We start from the raw sequence: 13,566 nt of genomic DNA on the forward strand, positions 1-13,566 counted from the left end.
CCCACCCAGTCCCGGCGGAGAGTTGCGTGCGGGTGGAGCAACTGGCGGGTGACGACTGGAGGAAGGTCTGCGCCTGGAAGTCGGGGCGCTGACCAGTGACCCAAGGCGGGCCCAGTCAGGGACCAGGCTTGTTGCAGGGTCAGAGTTGCGGCGGACCCTGGCTGTGCATGTGCCGGTCGAGCCGGTTCGGCCAGCGCAGCTTCCACTGCGCGCGAACGCCTCGTTGACGACGGATCGAAGGATGTCCGGCGTGGATTCACCAGGGCGGCAATGCCTGGCAGCATCCCAGGACCGCCTCGTCGAAGGCGGGGCGTCCGACGTCGGACATCGCCGGAACGGTTGTCAGTCGATGGATGGGCCAGGAAGCTCCCGCCATAGGGCGCGCCACTCGCGTGGCGTCGCCCCGTAGCGTTCGCGGAAGCGCCGGCTGAAGTGGGTGGCGTCGGCGAAGCCGTAGCGATGCGCGACCGACGTGATGGCCTCTCGGCCAACTGCCAGCTGGCGGCTGGCGCGTTCCAGACGTTGGCTCATGACCCACTCTGCGAGGCCCTGGTCGCTGTGGGCGGACCACAAGTAGTACAGCTGTCGCACGGAGATGTAGTGAGCGGCCGCGACCTGTGTGGCCGACAACGAAGGATCGCCGAGGTGCTCCAGCACGTATTGCTCGACGCGCATCGGAATAGAGCTGTGAAGTGTGTCGACGGCTTCCGGAGCCGTCCCTCCGGCCGTGGCGACCAGAGTCCGGGTCAGATCGACGGTGACCTCGCGGAGGGCCTGCGCTGCGGGCGTGTCCTCGAGTGACGGCAGGGCGGCACAGCAGCGGACGATGTGTCGGAGCAGGAGCTCGTAGATCGGGCTTGCCTGCGGATTTCGTACCGCTCGCCGGATCACCTTGCTCGGGAGGCCGAGGTCGCGCTGATCGATCATGAAGCCGAAGATGTTGTGGCCGTCAGGCTGGGCTTGGCTGTGCGGCTCGGTCGTGTCGTACAGCAGCAGGGCGCCCGGGTGACAACGAAACTCGTCTTCCCGGCGCGTGAACGTGGTGACGCCGTGGGCGGCGTAGGCAATCACAAGGTGGGCGTCGGGGGTGGCGTCGACTTCGTGCGCACCCCGGACGCCGCGTATCGCTGAGCCTTGCGCCTGCAGCACCTTGAGTCCGCCCAGCGACCAGGACGCCGTCCACGTCTGCATGTCTGCAACCGGACGGCTGAGATCGAACTTCATCGGCGTCGACACGCCCTCGAGGAACACCGACATCGCCTGGCAACGCTGGAGTGCGGTCATTCTCGTCGTGTCGAGGAGCACCGCCACAGTGGTCCCTCTCGGTTGTCGGTGCAGGGAGCACCGTTGTGGCCGTTGGGATGCACCACGAGGTCCGGCGTCCATGGGAGCCGGGCACCGCTGGATGGCGCGAGGGTAGTGAATTCGGCGTCCCGTGCGTACCGGATCGTTGCGCACGATGTCTTGCTCATCGTGCAGTTGTCGGGTCTGACGCAACGGCGCCGTGGCGAACGACCGCGGGCGGCGAGCACGTTGGCTCAGGCGACCGCCGGCGCAAACGTCGGTACGGGGGCGGAGGTGTCGTGCAGGGCCGCCTGCAGAACCGCATTGGCCTGAGCGACCGCGGCCCTGGCCGCATTGGTCTCGTGCAGGGCGTTGAGCATGACGAAGTCGTGAATGATCCCGGCGTAGCGGACTGCTGTTGTCGGCACCCCGGCGGCGCGCAACCTGGCCGCGTATGCCTCGCCCTCGTCGCGCAGAACGTCGGCCTCGGCGGTTATCACCAGCGCCGGGGGCAGCCCGGCCAGCTGCCCGAGGGTTGCCCGTAGCGGGGACGCAGTGATCTGGGCGCGCTCATCCGGGTCGGTCGTGTACTGATTCCAGAACCACTTCATGCCGTCACGGGCGAGGAAGTAGCCTTCGGCGAACTGCTCGTAGGAGCCGGTGTCGAACGCGGCGTCCGTCACCGGGTAGAAGAGCACCTGCTGCACGAAGGAGACGTCACCCCGTTCCTTGGCCAGCAGCGTCAGCGCAGCCGCCATGTTGCCGCCGACCGAGTCACCGGCGACCGCGATCCGGGCGGGGTCCAACGAGCGCTCCGCGCCCGCCTGTGCCAGCCATGCGGCGACGGCGTAGCACTGTTCGATGGCAACCGGGTACCGAGCCTCGGGTGAGCGGTCGTACTCCGGGAAGACGACGGCAGCGTGCGCGCCCAGGGCGAGATCGCGGACGAGCCGGTCGTGGGTGTGCGCGTCCCCGAAGACCCACCCGGCGCCGTGGACGTAGACGATGACCGGCAGCACATCATCGGTACCGGGCGGTCGGACGATGCGCGCCCGGACCGATCCGGTGGGCCCGCCCGCGACGGAGATCCACTCTTCGGCGACTGCCGGCTTGAAGATCTCGCTGCTCTGCACCCCGTCGACGGTCGTGCGGCCGTCTTCCGGAGCCAACTGGTAAAGGTACGGGGGAGCCGCCGTTGCCTCGACGAAAGCCTGGGCGGCGGGCTCGAGGGACAGTTGGTGCGGGTTGGCGGGCATGACGGACCTCTGTCGTGTCGGTGGACATGGCGATGCGGACCGGGCCGGTCGGCCGATGTGGCCGACCGTGCCTGCTTGGTCGGGCGCTGGCGGTCAGACGGCTTCCGGCATGCGGCTGTGCGCCTTCACGAAGTTCAGGGCGGTGTCGGCCACCTCGCGCCAGCCCGAGTCGATGGTCAGCGAGTGGCCGCGGTTGGGCAGCTCCACGAATTCGGTGATGGCGGTGTTGTGCTTCTGGTGCTTGTAGGCGCCATGGCTGAGGGCGCGGGGCACCTGGTGGTCCTTCTCGCCGGAGATGATCAGCAGCGGCCCGCGGTCGGCGGCGTGCGTGTTCACCTTGATCTCTGTGAACGGGTTCAGGTTCGCCGCGACCGCCTGGAAGATCGGGACGCCCGAACCGGCGACGTGGAACTCCTCGTAGAGCCGCCGTGCCTCCTCCTCCGACAGCGCGTTACCCCAGCCGTAGGTGAACTGTTCGAAGGTCAGCGCGATCGCGCGTCCGCGGTTGGCCGGGTTGCTGAGCACCGCGGCCGAGGCCTTGATGGTCGACGTCGGCACGGGCAGCACTCCGCGGAAGGGAGACGGGTCGATCGCCACCGTCGTCACCGAGAGTCCCTCGGCTGCGAGCATCTGCGCGAACAGGCCGCCGAAGGAGTGCCCGACGACGGCCGGCTTGCGGTCCAGGCGCCCGATGGCCTCGGCGTAGTGGTCCGTGACCTGATGCACCATCTTGCGCGCGAACACGTCCGGGTTCGCGCGGGCCTCCTGCACGGTCTCCGGGTCGTCCGGCCAGCCCGGCGCCACGGTTGTGAAGCCTGCCGACTCGAACACATGGCGCCAACGGTCCCAGCTGCTGGCCAGCAACCACAGGCCGTGTACGAACAACACCGGCCGTCTTCCGCTGGCGTTCGCGTCGTCGATCTCGTGCAGCTCCCTGCTGGTGAGGGTGTCCGGCATGTCTCCTCCTCCGGCGCGGACCCCGGCGGGGTCTGATGACGCCCGACGCTAGGAGGCACGTGTGGTGCGGTCTGGTACTTGAGCGCAGAGTTCCATGCTCAACCGGCAGACTCGTATCGCCTCAGAGCCCTCCGATTACGTGGCCGACGGCTACGAGGCGGGGCGCACGGAGAGCGGCCGGCGTCGCTTCTGGGGCCAGGCAACAGGACCCCGCGACGGCGGGATCGACGCGGGCCGGTCAGTCCGGCATGGAGGTCAGCGGTGCGACGGCTGCCAGCGCGGGGAGAATCTCGCGACCGAGCCGCCGGATGGTGGCGATCCCCTCGTCGGCGCTCATGGTGGGCCACTGCGGACGGAAGAGGAGAGGGTCGACCGGCAGCGTGGTGACGATGTCGGTCAGCGCGGCGATGACCTCGTCCGGAGTGCCGAGGACGGCGTGGTCGGACACCGCCTGCTCGAAGTCGCCCCGCAGGTCGGCGTCCTTCAGCACGTCCAGCCCGCGGTCCCGGTAGGTCAGGTACCGCGCCTGCGTCACCTTCGCGTAGCCCTCGACCGCCGCCTCGTGCGTGTCGGCGACGAAGATGTTGCGGCGCAGGGGCTGCGGACCGAAGGGCTTGCCACGGGCCGCGAAACCGGCTCGGACGATCTCGAAGCGTTCGCGCACCTGGGCGACGGTCGTCTCGGGAGGCACCGTGAAGGCGTCGCCGAACCGCCCGGCCCGGCGGGCACCCGCATCGCTGTGCGCGCCGATCCAGATCGGCGGGTGTGGCTGCTGCACCGGCAGGAGATGCGGCCGAACCCCCTCCAGGTTCCAGAACCGCCCGTGGTGGGTGACCTCCTCCTCCGTCCAGAGCCGGACCATGATGTCGAGGATCTCGTCGGTGCGCGGCGCACGTTCCCGGAACGGGATCTCGAAGTCGCGGAACTCGTCGGGCCGGTACCCGATGCCCGCCCCGACGACCAGTCGCCCCTCCGTCACGACGTCGAGGGTCGCCAGCTCCTCGGCGAGCATCACCGGGTGGTACAGCGGCGTGATGAGCACGCTGGTCACCAGGCGGACGTGCGGGTCCACGTGCGCCGCGAGCCGGGCGAGCAACGGCACCGGCTGCAGGTAGCTGAGGTCGCCGTAGAGGAAGTGCTGGCCGAAGGTGATGTGGGTGAAGCCGGCCTCCTGTGCCGCGTCGACGACGCGCAGCGTGTCCTCGAACTGCTGCCGCGGGCTGACGGTCTTGGGGATGTCGGTCATGAGGAGACCTACGTGCACCATGCTTGCCGCTCCCTGACGCTGGTCGTCTCGATGGCTGTCACGTGCGGGGGTTCGTGCTGGCGATGATCACGCTGCGGGTCGCGTCCCCGAGGAGAGTGGCCACCTCGGCGGCCGCTCGGGCTCGGAGGTCAGCCGACAGGACCTCGACGGAGATCGGTGCCTGCACGCCCATACCCCGGAGCAGGCGCAGGAAGGACGTCAGGTCGAAGTCGCCTTCGCCGGGTGGCAGCCGGTTCAGCACGGTGTCGGTGATGAAGTCGGGGTCCTGCGGGGAGCGGGGTCCGTCGTCAAGCTGGATCATGATCACCCGGTCGGGATCCATCGCGCGGAGCAGGTCGTCGTCCGCGCGGCCCCGGAAGTGGTGCCAGCTGTCGACGCACAACCCGCCGTTGGGGCGGCCGGCTGCCGCCACGACGCGTTGGGCGACGCCGGCGTCCGGGACGTTCGTGGTGGGAACGAACTCCAGGGCCACCAGCAGGCCGGATTCCGCTGCGCGATCACAGAGCCCCGCGAACCTCTCCGCCGCATCCTCCTCGAGAACGTCGGTGCCGAAGGTGCCGACGGCCTGCAGATGGCGGGCACCGAAAGCCTCGGCCATCTCGAAGAAGGTCGCTTCCGTCTGCCGGTCCGTATAGCGGAGGTGGGGGGTCGGCGCGGTCCCGACCAGCGCGTCGGGCGCCGAGAAGCCCGTGAAGACGGTCAGCTCGGCCAGGCGTAAGCCATGGCGGTCCAGCGCCTCGCGCATCTGGGAGACCGCGTACCCCTCATCGCGCAGGCGCAGGTACTCCGCCACCGACAGGCCGATCCCGTCGAAGCCTCCGGCCACTGCCGCACCTAGCCGCTCCTCGAACGGCACCGGGCCGAGCGAGCCGCCGGCCAGGATCAGGGCTCCTGCTCCCAACGGAGCCACGGAGGATGGGGCTGAGTTCATCGGCGCGCCGCCCTAGCTCGTCCACGTGGGGCTCGAGCATAGGTAGGGGCCTCGATCCAACGACAACGCGACGGATGCCCTCGGCGGCTTGTCGCGCGCCCACGCCGGGGATCTTCGAGTCGGCCGGCACGTGCGCCGTTGCCGCTCCTGCCCGAACGACGCCCGCGAGAACCACCGCTCGCGCTGACTCCGGGGGGAGCGGGGCCTAGCGTCCGAGGTGGACAGCGCCTGCCGACACCACAGCGAGGACGTCGATGGACTATTCAGTCAGCCGCATGCGTCGGGCTCCCGAGGGATACGCCTGGAGCCGCTTCGGTGAGCCCGAATACACCGATTGGCTGGACGAGAGCCTGTCGTGGAAGCAGACCTGCTACATCGGGGACTGGTCGTTCCTCTGGCAGCACCGCTTCACCGGGCCGGACGTCCTGGCGTTGCTGAGCGAGATCACGGTCAACAGCTTCGCGAGGTTCGACATCGGCCAGTCCAAGCACGCGATCCACACCAACCGGAACGGCAAGGTCATCCACGAAGGCGTTCTCACCCGGTTCGGGCCCGAGGAGTTCATGCTCCACGGACGCGGAGGGTTCTGGGCCAGCCACCACCTCGCCTCCACCGACTACGACGTGCAGGTGGAGAGGGACGACTGGTTCATCCTCCAGGTGTCCGGTCCGCAGTCGGTCAACGTGCTGGACAAGATCGCCGGAAGCGGGCTGCGCGACACCGGCTTCATGTACGTCAACACCATCACCGTCGCCGGCCACGAGGTCTACGCCCTCCGTCAGGGCATGGCGGGCGAGATCGGCTTCGAACTCCAGGGGCCTGTCGAGCACAAGCAGGAGGTGTACGACGCCGTCCTCGAGGCGGGCCAGGAGTTCGGAATCCGCAAGCTCGGCGGCCGGACGGCACCGATCAACCACCTCGAGGCGTGCTTCCCCACCATCGCGACGGACTACATCCCGGCGATCTTCGAGCCGGAGACCGCGGACTACCTGGAGCTGTTCACCGCGTCGATGCCCGCGTTCGCCCAGCCCGCCTACATCGCAGGCTCCTACGACGGGCAGGACATCTCCGAGTACTACCGCAGCCCGGTCGAGCTCGGCTGGGGCCGCAACATCAAGTTCGACCACGACTTCCTCGGTCGAGAGGCACTCGAGGCGGAGAAGGCCAATCCCCGTCGGACGATCCGCACCCTCGTGTGGAACGCCGACGACGTCCTCGACGTGCACGCGTCGCTCTTCCGGCCCGGGGAGAACTACCCGTTCATGGACATGCCGCGTGACCAGCGCGGGTTCATGTGGGCGGACAGGGTCACGCGGGACGGCGAGCACGTCGGGGTGGCGACCTCCCGCGGCTACAGCTACTACTTCCGGGAGATGCTCTCGCTCGGCACCCTCGACGTCGCCCACGCCGAGGTCGGGACGCCGGTGACGGTCCACTGGGGCAACCCCGGCGGCCCGCAGAAGGAGATCCGAGCCACCGTCGCCCCCGCGCCCTACAAGACCGACCGCAGACGAGAAGACCTGCACAGCGCCTGAGCCGCCGCGGTGACACGGCGGGCCCCGGTCGGAAGGGCAGGAGTTCCGAAGAGGTGGGCGAATGCATGGTCTGCGGGGCTCGATGTCCTCCCCGGTGTGGTGCTGCTCGGAGCCAGACCATAGGGACCCCCGGACGGGCGGCGACGCCACTTGGCCAGCTCACCCCGATCGAAAATGGAAACGTCACTCGCGCGGCCGCAGCGGGTCTCGCCTCTACCGGCACGAGTCAATCGGAGCGAGGTCAGTCCCTCCTTGTGGTGCCACGATGGTGGCCGAGGCGTGGCGTTCAGGGGGTCGTCGAGATCTCACTCTCCTCTGACTTGCGTGAGTACGTCGGCGAACGTTCTCGGACCCGCTCAAGCCGCCCTGGCAGTGTGCCGGTCAGGGGTTCGAGTCCCCTCAGCCCCACCCTTGTGAGCAGGTCCTCCTTCGTCGAACCCTGAGTCGACGTTTCCGGGGTTGCAGTTCGTCTCGTCTCACCTGTGTGCAGGAGGCGCCCACGCGGTCCGCCGCGTCGCGGGCCAGGACGGACAGGAGGTGCCTGTTCCTGTCCATCTCCGTGCGCACCTGGCTGTGGCCGAGCAGCTTCATGTCGACGCCCGGTTGCACGTTCTCGGTCAAGCCTGCAGTGGCTGAGATTCCCATCTCGCTGCACCGTACAAGCACCGCAGCTGCCGAGGCGTCGAAGGGCGTTTCCTTGAGGATCACGGCTCGTATTCCCTGCCCTCGGGGCACTCAGGCCGTCGAGGCTCACCGAGGTAGTGGCGGGTCGCGCTGACCGGGGTTACTCGTCCGCGTCGAGAGGGGCGCCCACGACGGTGCCCGCGGCCCTCTGGGGGAGGCCCCGGGCGCGCAACAGCGTCCCGATCCCGATGAGCGTCCACACGACGTTGAGACCGACCGACGGAAGCGCCGAGTGGTGCAGGCCGTTCACCAGGAGACAGCTCCCGGCGACGATGTTTGCGACCGCGTTCCGCCAGCCTGTCGCGGGCCACCGCCCTCGCGCGGCGAGCCCGTAGGCCGCGAGTCCCAACGCCGCTCCGAACCACCCCACCACCTCGTAGACCATGCCGGCTAGAGGTCGTCCCCGGTGATGGGCGTCGGGTCGTAGCCGCGCCAGCCGTCGTTGCGCCGCAGGAACAGTCCGGCGAGAAAGGTGAGCAGCGCGCCGGTCATCGTGCGGCCGGTCATCGTGGACACGTCCCGGGCGGGGTCGTGCTCCACGAAGTCGATCGCGGCCACCTTCGGGTTCTGGCCCAGCGCGAACAGTGCCTCGTACAGGTCCATCGGGTGCAGGCCCTCCGGAGTCGCGGCCCCGGTCCCGGTGCCGTAAGCGAGCTCCAGCACGTCGATGTCGACGGTGACGTACACGGCGTCGGTGCCCTCGCAGGCGATCTGCACCGCCTCCTCGATCACGGCGTCGATCCCGGCCCGGCGCACCTGACGCCCGGTGATGATCGTCCCGCCGTGTCCTTCCACCCACCGCTTGTAGTAGCTGGCATTCATGAACCCGTGGATGCCGACCTGCACCAGGTTCTCGCCGGAGAACGGCAGGCCCGACTCGAGGAGCTGGCGGATCGGCGTGCCGTTGGTCGGGCCGTGGTCCATCACGCGCACGTCGTTGTGCGCGTCGAAGTGGATCAGTCCCATCTTCTGCCCCGGGTGGGAGCGGGCGTACGCACGGGCGGCGGGCGCGGTCACCGCGTGGTCGCCGCCGATCAGCACGAGGAACGCGTCGCCGGACGCGCGCCACAGGGCCTCCATGGTGTCTTCGATCCGCTGCAGCGCCTCCCGCTGATCGAGAATCGGCATCCCGATGTCGCCCAGGTCGCGAGCGACCATCGTGGCGATGTCGACGTCGAAGTCCGGGCTGTACGTCGTGAACGACGGAGTGGACAGTCGCAGTGCGTCGGGCGCGGCGAAGCACGCGGTCGGGAGGATCGAGGTGGTCGAGAGCCCGGCGCCGATGATCCCGACGTCGAACGGCGAGGCGAAGTCCCAGGGCCGCAACCAGTTCCAGATCCGCGGCTCGTGGCGGTCCTCGAACTTGCCGTTCAGGACGAGTCCGGGCTCCTTGAGGTGCGCGACCCCGTGCCGGTCCAGCCACTCCTGGCGTGCTGTCACGACTGCTCCTTCCGGTGCACCCGACGCGGGCGCAGTTGAACGTGGTGGCGTGGAGGCCTAGAGCACGCGGCGAAGGAACGCCTTGGTGCGCTCGTGCGACGGCCGCCCCAGCACCTGCTCGGGCGGCCCCTGCTCGACCAGCTGGCCCTGATCCATGAAGACGACGCGGTCCGCGACCTCGCGCGCGAACGCCATCTCGTGGGTGACGACGATCATCGTCATACCGTCCCGAGCGAGATCGGTCATGACGGCGAGGACGTCGCCGACGAGCTCGGGATCGAGCGCGGAGGTCGGCTCGTCGAACAGCATCAGCTTGGGGCGCATCGCGAGCGCGCGGGCGATCGCGACGCGCTGCTGCTGTCCTCCGGACAGCTGCCACGGGTACGCCGACTCCTTCTCGGACAGCCCGACCTTGCCGAGCAGCTCGCGGCCCGCGGCTTCGCTGTCCCGCTGGCTCATTCGGCCGAGCCGCACCGGCGCTTCGACGATGTTGCGGAGCACGGTCATGTGCGGGAACAAGTTGAACTGCTGGAACACCATCCCGATCTGCTCACGCTTGCGGCAGATCTCGCGGTCCTTCAGCTCGTACACCTTGTGGCCTTTGCGGCGGTACCCGACCAGCTCGCCGTCGACCTCGATGTGCCCGGCGTCGACCTTCTCGAGGTGGTTGATGCACCGCAGCAACGTGGACTTGCCGGAGCCCGAGGGGCCGATGAGGCAGAGCACCTCTCCGGCGCCCACCTCGAGGTCCACCCCGGCGAGGACCTCGAGGCGTCCGAAGGACTTGCGGATCCCGTGCAGCTTGACCATCGTGTCGGCGGTCACGGGTGTCCACCCTCAGGCCGGGACAACGCGGTCACTGCCGCGTGCGGGCGAAGTTGGCGCCGGAAGGCCTGCGCAACCGTCCCGCCGCCGCGCCGGTCCCGGGAGAACCTCCGTTCGATGAAGGTCTGCCCGACCGTGAGGACGCTGGTGACGATCAGGTACCACAAGCTGGCGACGACGAGCAGCGGAATCGTCTCGAACGTCCGGGAGTAGATGATCTGCGCGGAGTAGAGCAGCTCGGGCAGCGCGATGACAGACACCAGCGAGGTGTACTTCAGCATCGAGATCGTCTCGTTGCCGGTCGGCGGGATGATCACCCGCATCGCCTGCGGCAGCACGATTCGCCGCATCACCGTCGACCGCGGGAGGCCCAGCGCCTGCGCCGCCTCCGTCTGCCCGCGGTCCACCGAGTTCACGCCGGCCCGAACGATCTCCGCCATGTAGGCGGACTCGTTCAGGGACAGACCGACGATCGCGACCACCGCCGGCGTGAGGATGTCGTTGACCGGGAGCTCTACCAGGGTCGGCCCGAAAGGCAGGCCCAGGCCGATCACCGGGTAGAGCGCGGAGATGTTGAAGAGGAAGATCAGCTGAACCAGCAGTGGCGTGCCGCGGAAGAACCAGGTGTAGAAGTTCGCCGCGGTTCTCAGGACCGGGTTCGGGGACAGCCGCATGAGCGCGACCAGCACGCCCAGCACGACGGCGATCGCCATCGAGACGGCGGTGAGCCACAGCGTCGTCCACAGGCCCTCGAGAATCGCGGAGGAGAACACGTACTCCGCGACGACGTCCCACATGAACCGCTCGTTGGTGACGAGGGACTCGACCAGGGCGGCGGCCACGAGGAGGACCAGGGCGGCGGCCACCCACCGGCCCGGATGCCGCAGCGGCACCGCCTTCACCTCGCCGGCGGGCGGGACTGTTGTCACGCCACCAGGGGGTGGCGCGGTCCTCACGTCCCCGGCGGGCGGCTCCGGAGAGCCGCCCGCCCCGGTGTTGCGACGCGCATCCATCGTCAGTTGCGGGCGTCGTTCACGGTCGCCGTCTCGAGCGCGCCGCCCTCGACGCCGTACTTCTTCAGGATCTCCAGGTAGACCCCGCTGTCGATGAGCTCCTGCAGCGCCTTCTGGAAGACCGGGACGAGCTCGCTGCCCTTCGGCAGCGCCATGCCGACCGGTGCTTCGTTGATGGCACCGCCGGCCTGCTTGACCTGCGCGCCCGGCTGCGACTCGAGATAGGCGTTCTGCAGCTTGTCACCGCAGAGGGCCTCGATCCGGCCGCTGGTGACGGCCAGCACGCCCTGCTGCAGCTGCTGGAAGACCTGCAGATCCACGGCGGGCTCGCCCTGGGCCTCGCACTTCCCGCTCTGCTCGGTCAGGTACATCTCCTCGGCGCTGCCGCGCACCACGCCGATCGTCCGGCCGCAGCTGGTCTCAAGCGTCAGGTCGGCCAGGTCGCTGTCGACGGGGACTATGAAACCCGATGCGTCGATGATGAAGTCGACGAAGTCGACCTGCTCCTGCCGCTTCTTGTTGTCCAGCATCGCGGAGATCGACACGTCGTACCGATTCGCCACGAGGCCGGGGATCAGGCTGTCGAAGCTGGTGTTCTGCAGGTCTATCTCCGCCCCCAGCACCTCGCCGAGAGCTGTCGCGAGGTCGATGTCCAGGCCGGTCTGCTCGCCGTCCTCCTCGACCGCCCACGGCAGTCCGATCGTGAGGTCCGTGGCGACGACGAGCGTGCCGTCGTTCCCGGCCGCCTCCAGCTCGGCGGCCAGGTCCGGGTCGGTCTCCGTCCACACCGGCGCCGAGGAGCTGCCGTCATCACCGTCCGGTGCATCTCCGGAGCCGCACGCGGTCAGCGCGAGGCACGCCGACATCGTCACGCCGACGAGCGTCAGCGGTCGCTGTGCCGAGGCGGACCTCAGGGCGCGCATGTGGGTCTCCTAGCTTGGTCGTTTCGTGGGTTGTCTCGACTGTCGGACCGGCTCACTGGCCGCCCGAGTTCGTGGAGTTTGGCACGGGGTATTGCCGCCGATCTGGCGACAGCTGTTGCACGTTCGACGGCGTGGTTCGACAACTGTCGAGCGGCTCGCCGTGGGCCGGCGCCGCCGGTCAGCGTGCGGCGGAGAAGGGGTCGTGGTCTTCGTGGGCGCCGCGCCGGACCCGCTGCAGGCGCGCGATCTTGAGCTCGAGATGCGCCACCAGCCGGTCCTGTCCGTTGCCGAGGTCCAGGCCGGTCTGCTCCTCGATCCGCCGGAGCCGCGCGTACAGAGAGGCTCGGTGCACGTGCAGCCGTTCCGCCGAGCGCACGGCGTCGCCTGCGTTGTCCAGGTAGACCTCCAGCGTCTCGGCGAGGTGGTCGCCGGCGCCCTCCCGGTCCAGTAGCAGCCGCACACCCGGATGCAGCCCCACGTCTGTGGCGCGATCCGACACGAGCTGCGCGATCCGGCGATACACGCCCAACTGGTCGTAGTGGACGGTCTTGCCAGGCGCCTTGAGCGCGGCCGAGACCTCCGCGGCCTGCAGCGCCTCGCGGTACGACCCGGCCAGATCGGCGAGACCGGCCCGGGTGACGCCGATGCCCGCCCACACCGGACGGGGCCGCCGCACGGTCAGTGCCTGCTCCAGCCGCGCCCGCGCGGTCTCGGCGAGCTCGGTGGCCGTGCCGTGCCGGTCGCGGGTCGCGTCGGGCCTGGCGACCACCAGTACGCCGTGCCCGGGCCGAACGAGACCCATGGTCTGCCGGGACGACAGCGCGAGGCGTGCGTCCTCGAGCACTGCGGCCATCGCGGCCCGGTCCCGATCGGACGGCACGGAACCGGAAGGCGCGGCCGCCAGCAGCACGATCGCGGCGACCGGGTCGTCATGCATGAAGTCATCGCCGTCGGCCATCCGGCCGGCGGCCCGGCTCCGCAGCGCGGGGTCGTCGGACAGGAGCTCGCTCAGGGACTCCTGTTCCCGGAGGCTGCGGAGCTCGTCGAAGCGCCGCTGGCGCGCGAAGACCTCGGCGACGCTCTCCGCGGCCGCGACGATGTGCCGTTGCCTGGCGGGGTCGAGCTCCTCGTCCGGCGTCGCCACCCATACGAAGGCGACGCCGCGATCGTCGACGCGGGCGACCGCACCCCACCGGGGGAGGCTGAGCCCGATGCTCGGGTTGGCCGGCAGCAGGAAGGCCCCGTGTCGCTCCGAGACCCTCTGTTCGCTGGTCCACCGGACGATCTCCGGACTGGCGTGGCGTTGGAGGATCGCCCGCTCGCGGGCCGCGTCGTTCCCGTCCGGGTGGTACGTGTAGACGAGCTGCCTGATCTTCATGTCGTCGATCGCGACCGGTCGGTCGAGGAGCGTTCCGAGTCGGTCGGCTATCCGCTGAAGGGCCGCGATCATG

Annotated in this window: 12 protein-coding genes; 1 reads left to right on the plus strand and 11 read right to left on the minus strand. The window is 69.3% G+C overall.

The genetic code is table 11. The features are described from left to right. Positions 1-342: 342 nt before the first annotated feature. The 5 genes from E4P40_RS04375 to E4P40_RS04395 all read right to left on the minus strand — a co-directional run bounded on the left by E4P40_RS04375 (position 343) and on the right by E4P40_RS04395 (position 5,665). Positions 343-1,311 carry a helix-turn-helix domain-containing protein gene (locus E4P40_RS04375; protein WP_167762103.1) on the minus strand — a complete coding sequence of 323 codons (969 nt, stop codon included), beginning with the start codon at positions 1,309-1,311 and terminating at the stop codon, positions 343-345. Between the two features lie 227 nt (positions 1,312-1,538). Continuing rightward, positions 1,539-2,540: an alpha/beta hydrolase gene (locus E4P40_RS04380; protein WP_135157638.1), complete on the minus strand. Its 1,002-nt coding sequence runs from the start codon at positions 2,538-2,540 to the stop codon at positions 1,539-1,541. A gap of 93 nt (positions 2,541-2,633) precedes the next feature. Next, positions 2,634-3,497 (minus strand): alpha/beta hydrolase, encoded by an 864-nt coding sequence (locus E4P40_RS04385; protein ID WP_135157640.1) that lies wholly within the window; start codon positions 3,495-3,497, stop codon positions 2,634-2,636. Between the two features lie 238 nt (positions 3,498-3,735). Next, entirely contained in the window at positions 3,736-4,743 is a 1,008-nt protein-coding gene (locus E4P40_RS04390; RefSeq protein ID WP_209305189.1) for an LLM class flavin-dependent oxidoreductase, read from the minus strand. A 58-nt stretch (positions 4,744-4,801) separates the two neighbouring features. Then, positions 4,802-5,665 carry a sugar phosphate isomerase/epimerase family protein gene (locus E4P40_RS04395; RefSeq protein WP_167762104.1) on the minus strand — a complete coding sequence of 288 codons (864 nt, stop codon included), beginning with the start codon at positions 5,663-5,665 and terminating at the stop codon, positions 4,802-4,804. 284 nt (positions 5,666-5,949) lie between these two features. On the opposite strand from E4P40_RS04395, the gene E4P40_RS04400 reads away from it, so the two are divergent. Next, complete coding sequence (locus E4P40_RS04400) at positions 5,950-7,230, plus strand: aminomethyltransferase family protein (RefSeq protein ID WP_209305190.1); 1,281 nt, start codon at positions 5,950-5,952, stop codon at positions 7,228-7,230. Between the two features lie 784 nt (positions 7,231-8,014). On the opposite strand, the gene E4P40_RS04405 is transcribed toward E4P40_RS04400, so the two are convergent. From E4P40_RS04405 to E4P40_RS04430, 6 genes are all read right to left on the minus strand, one after another. Next, positions 8,015-8,299, minus strand: coding sequence for a hypothetical protein (locus E4P40_RS04405; RefSeq protein WP_135157647.1), 285 nt, complete (start codon positions 8,297-8,299; stop codon positions 8,015-8,017). A 5-nt stretch (positions 8,300-8,304) separates the two neighbouring features. Then, positions 8,305-9,354 carry an agmatinase family protein gene (locus tag E4P40_RS04410; protein WP_135157649.1) on the minus strand — a complete coding sequence of 350 codons (1,050 nt, stop codon included), beginning with the start codon at positions 9,352-9,354 and terminating at the stop codon, positions 8,305-8,307. Between the two features lie 57 nt (positions 9,355-9,411). Next, the gene (locus E4P40_RS04415) at positions 9,412-10,164 is read right to left on the minus strand and encodes an amino acid ABC transporter ATP-binding protein (RefSeq protein WP_135157699.1); all 753 of its coding nucleotides are present in this window, start codon (positions 10,162-10,164) and stop codon (positions 9,412-9,414) included. An 11-nt stretch (positions 10,165-10,175) separates the two neighbouring features. After that, complete coding sequence (locus tag E4P40_RS04420; protein WP_245160133.1) at positions 10,176-11,108, minus strand: amino acid ABC transporter permease; 933 nt, start codon at positions 11,106-11,108, stop codon at positions 10,176-10,178. Positions 11,109-11,194: 86 nt separating this feature from the next. Continuing rightward, positions 11,195-12,115 carry an ABC transporter substrate-binding protein gene (locus E4P40_RS04425; RefSeq protein ID WP_135157653.1) on the minus strand — a complete coding sequence of 307 codons (921 nt, stop codon included), beginning with the start codon at positions 12,113-12,115 and terminating at the stop codon, positions 11,195-11,197. Positions 12,116-12,293: 178 nt separating this feature from the next. Beyond that, positions 12,294-13,565 carry a helix-turn-helix domain-containing protein gene (locus E4P40_RS04430; RefSeq protein ID WP_135157655.1) on the minus strand — a complete coding sequence of 424 codons (1,272 nt, stop codon included), beginning with the start codon at positions 13,563-13,565 and terminating at the stop codon, positions 12,294-12,296. Position 13,566 lies beyond the last annotated feature (1 nt).

The sequence above is a fragment of the Blastococcus sp. CT_GayMR20 genome, assembly GCF_004570345.1.

Bases quoted from the DNA above. Each gene is read 5' to 3' on its own strand.
- E4P40_RS04380 (WP_135157638.1), bottom strand. From the start codon at position 2,540: ATGCCCGCCAACCCGCACCAACTGTCCCTCGAGCCCGCCGCCCAGGCT.
- E4P40_RS04385 (WP_135157640.1), bottom strand. From the start codon at position 3,497: ATGCCGGACACCCTCACCAGCAGGGAGCTGCACGAGATCGACGACGCG.
- E4P40_RS04390 (WP_209305189.1), bottom strand. From the start codon at position 4,743: ATGACCGACATCCCCAAGACCGTCAGCCCGCGGCAGCAGTTCGAGGAC.
- E4P40_RS04400 (WP_209305190.1), top strand. From the start codon at position 5,950: ATGGACTATTCAGTCAGCCGCATGCGTCGGGCTCCCGAGGGATACGCC.
- E4P40_RS04405 (WP_135157647.1), bottom strand. From the start codon at position 8,299: ATGGTCTACGAGGTGGTGGGGTGGTTCGGAGCGGCGTTGGGACTCGCG.
- E4P40_RS04415 (WP_135157699.1), bottom strand. From the start codon at position 10,164: ATGGTCAAGCTGCACGGGATCCGCAAGTCCTTCGGACGCCTCGAGGTC.
- E4P40_RS04425 (WP_135157653.1), bottom strand. From the start codon at position 12,115: ATGCGCGCCCTGAGGTCCGCCTCGGCACAGCGACCGCTGACGCTCGTC.
- E4P40_RS04430 (WP_135157655.1), bottom strand. From the start codon at position 13,565: ATGATCGCGGCCCTTCAGCGGATAGCCGACCGACTCGGAACGCTCCTC.